The following is a 3,486-nucleotide window of genomic DNA, read 5'->3' on the forward strand; positions in this document are numbered from 1 at the left end:
GGGCGAGCAGAAGATCCTGGTCTTCGACTTCGGCGGCGGCACCCTGGACGTCACGGTGATGGAGTTCGGCGAGGGGACGTTCCGCGTCCTCGCCACCGCCGGCGACACCGCCCTCGGCGGCACCGACATGGACGCCGCCGTCGTCGACTGGACCGCGGAGGAGTTCAGGAAGCAGGAGGGTATCGACCTCAGGAAGGACCCGACGGCCGTGCAACGCCTCCGGGAGGCGGCGGAGAGGGCGAAGATCGAACTCTCGAACACCCAGGAGGCCGAGATCAACCTCCCGTACATCTCCGGCGGCCCCGACGGCCCGAAACACCTGGTCGTGAAACTCAGCCGGGCGAAACTCGAGCACCTCGTCTCGCCGATCATCGGGAGGTGCACCGCCCCCTTCGAGCAGGCGCTCAGCGATGCGAAAGTCCCGAAGGAGAAGATCGGGAAGGTGATCCTGGTCGGCGGACCGACCCGGATGCCCGCCGTCCAGCGCTTCGTCGAGGAGCACACCGGCAGGAAACCCGAGAGGGGCGTCGACCCCATGGAGTGCGTCGCCATCGGTGCGGCGATCCAGGGGGCGATCCTGGCCGGCGAGATCACCGACATGGTGCTCTTGGACGTCACGCCCCTCACCCTCGGCATCGAGACACTGGGACGGGTCAGGACGCCCCTGATCCCGCGCAACACCACCATCCCGACGCGGGCGCGGCAGGTCTTCACGACCGCCGCCGACCTCCAGACCTCGGTGACCATCAACGTCCTCCAGGGGGAGAGGCCGATGGCGCCGGACAACACGAGTCTCGGCCAGTTCAACCTGGTCGGGATCGTGCCGGCGCCGCGGGGCGTCCCGCAGGTCGAGGTCAGTTTCGACATCGACGCCTCGGGGATCCTGAATGTCTCGGCGAAAGACCTCGGCACCGGAAGAGAGCAGAAGATGACGGTCACCGCCCCGACGAAACTCTCCGGGGCCGAGGTGGAGAGGATGGTGAAAGAGGCGGAAAAATTCGAGGACGAGGACAGGACGAGGGTGGAGGAGGCGCAGACCCGGAACGAGGCCGACTCCCTCGTCTATGCGGCGGAAAAAACTCTTGCCGACCTCGGCGAGAAGATGGGGGCCGAACAGAAGGAGAGGGTCGCCGCCGCGGTCGCCGACCTGAAGAACGCCCTTGCCGGGAAGGAGATGGCCGCCGTGCGGTCCGCGACCGAGAGGCTCAGGACTGTGCTGCAGGAGACCGGGACGACGATCTACCAGGCCGCGGCGCCGTCGGGCGGCGGCGACCAGGTCTATGACGCGGAGTACAGGGTGAAGGACGAGAAAAAGGGGGGATAGGTTGTTAGGCCGCCGGGGTACATTCTCCTCTATCCCGGTGACTGATGGTGGTGCAACAGACTGTACAGGGCCGGAGATGGCCCTCCCTTATCTCATATCTCTCGGTCGTCGGGTTTTTCGCGATCTTCTCCACGACCATCTCGAAAAACCCGGTGCTCCCCCTCTTCTCCAGCGCCCTCGGCGCGGACGAGGCGATGATCGGCCTCATCGCCGCCGTCTCCCCCGCAGCCGGCATCCTCTTCTCCTTCCCTGTCGGGGTGATGGCCGACCGCCTCGGGCCGAAGCGTCTCCTCACCGCCTCGGGCCTCGTCTTCCTCTCCGCCCCCCTGCTGTACCTCCTGGTCGCCGACCCCCTCTGGCTCATTCCGGTGAGGTTCTTCCACGGCCTTGCGACCGCCATCCTCGGGCCCGTCGCCGCTATGATGATCTTCTCCCGGTATCCGGACAGGAAGGGAGAGATGAACGGCCTCTACTCCTCCGCCACCCTCGCCGGGAGGACGGCCGCCCCTCTTGTCGGCGGGATCATCCTCTCGGTCTTTGCGGCGTCCTCCGGCCTCCTCCCCTATCGCCTGGTCTATCTCGCCGCCTTCCTTGCGTCGCTCCCTGTCCTCGTCCTGGTCCTCCGCATCGAGGACGGTGCGGAGGTGCGGCCTGCCGCAGGCGGCGCCGTCTCCCTCCGCACCTTCGGGGAGAGCCTCGCCTCCTTCGGGAAGAACCGCCTCCTCCTCTCGACGGCCCTGGTCGAGATGGCGACCTACTTCGCCTTCGGTGTCTTCGAGACCTGGCTCCCTATCTACCTGGTCGCGGCCGGGACGCCGGAGTACCTTATCGGCCTCCTCTTCGCCCTCCAGGTGCTTGCGATCGCCCTCTCCAAACCCTTCTTCGGGGCGGTCTCCGACAGGACAGGGCGGCGGACACAGATCGTTCTCGGCCTCATCGCCGTCGCCGCCTCTATCGCCGCCGTCCCCCTCTCAACCGCGGCGCCGGTGGTGACCGCGGTCGCCGTCGGTTTCGGCCTTGCAATCTCCCTCGTCACCGTCTCGACAGGGGCGTACGTCGCCGACATCGCGGCGCGGCAGGAACTCGGCGCCTCGGTCGGCGCCCTCAGTTCGATCATGGACATCGGCCACGCCTCAGGCCCCCTGGTCGCGGGCATCGTCATCGGGGCCGCCGGCTATGCCGTGGGCTTCCTCGCCCCGGCCCTCCTCGCCTCTGCCGTCGCCCTCCTCTTCGTCGCGGCCGGGCGGCGGGAGAGGGAGGGGACGGTCGGAGGGCGGTGAGCCCTGCCTCTCTCGACAGTCACGTTGATGAGAGTATTCTCATTCTGTTCTGAACAATCGGCTTCGTTGCAACCCTCGTGCCGGGTTTGGTGTCTCCCCCCTGATCGCAGGGTGGGAGCGTCGATCCACTGCCTTCCCCCCCGCATCCGCCGGGGGACTGCTCGAAGACTTCGTCTTCTCTAGTTCACTTCGTTCACACCTCGAAAGCCTGGCGGCTTTCTCACCGCCCCCGGACCCCCGACCTACGATTGGCCCCGGGAAGAGCGAACAGGATTCTATTCGGAGGAAAGAGATTGCCGTATCTCCTCTCTCTCTCTCTCTTCCCCGACCCTATCCTGGATCGGGGGTCCGGGGGCGTCAGTCCCCCGGCAGGCAGTATGGGGAAGGCTGTGGACCCACGCTCTCCTCCGGGGGGTTTCACCCCCCGGTCCCCCCCCTGTCAGGATAGGGGAGGGACGGGTATCCCTCCTCACGATCTCCTCTTGCCCTTCCCTGTTCCTATCCTGATCCGGGATGGCGGCGGACCCTCGCTTCCGCTCGCGGGATCAGAAAGTATTCAGAAAAAAAAGAGATTATTTCTTGCCGTTGACCCTGATAACGTGCCAGCCGAACTGGGTCTTCACCGGGCCAACGACCTCCCCTTCCTTCGCGGCGAGACAGGCCTTCTCGAAGGGCGGGACCATCTGCCCCCTCCCGAACCAGCCGAGTTTCCCGCCGTCCTTTCCCGAGGGACAGAGAGAGTGCTTCCGTGCCAGGGCCTCGAAGTCCTCGCCCGACCGTATCCTCTCGATCAGTTCCTGTGCCTCTGCCATGCTCCCGACAAGGATGTGGGATGCGTTGCACTGTACCATACAGAAAAGATGTGCCGTCTCTCTATATCAA

3 protein-coding genes are annotated in these 3,486 nt (G+C 65.9%); 2 read left to right on the forward strand and 1 reads right to left on the reverse strand.

The features are described from left to right. Together Q0520_RS05710 and Q0520_RS05715 are read left to right on the forward strand one after the other, a co-directional pair. On the forward strand, nt 1-1,324 hold a 1,324-nt coding region (locus Q0520_RS05710), incomplete at its 5' end, for an Hsp70 family protein (RefSeq protein ID WP_298667500.1). A 50-nt stretch (nt 1,325-1,374) separates the two neighbouring features. Beyond that, entirely contained in the window at nt 1,375-2,604 is a 1,230-nt protein-coding gene (locus Q0520_RS05715; protein WP_298667503.1) for an MFS transporter, read from the forward strand. A 572-nt stretch (nt 2,605-3,176) separates the two neighbouring features. On the opposite strand, the gene Q0520_RS05720 is transcribed toward Q0520_RS05715, so the two are convergent. Continuing rightward, nucleotides 3,177-3,455, reverse strand: a complete 279-nt coding sequence (locus Q0520_RS05720) for a peptidylprolyl isomerase (protein WP_298667505.1) — start codon at nt 3,453-3,455, stop codon at nt 3,177-3,179. Nucleotides 3,456-3,486: the final 31 nt, after the last annotated feature.

The sequence above is a fragment of the uncultured Methanofollis sp. genome, from assembly GCF_937919355.1.
GTDB lineage: Archaea > Halobacteriota > Methanomicrobia > Methanomicrobiales > Methanofollaceae > Methanofollis.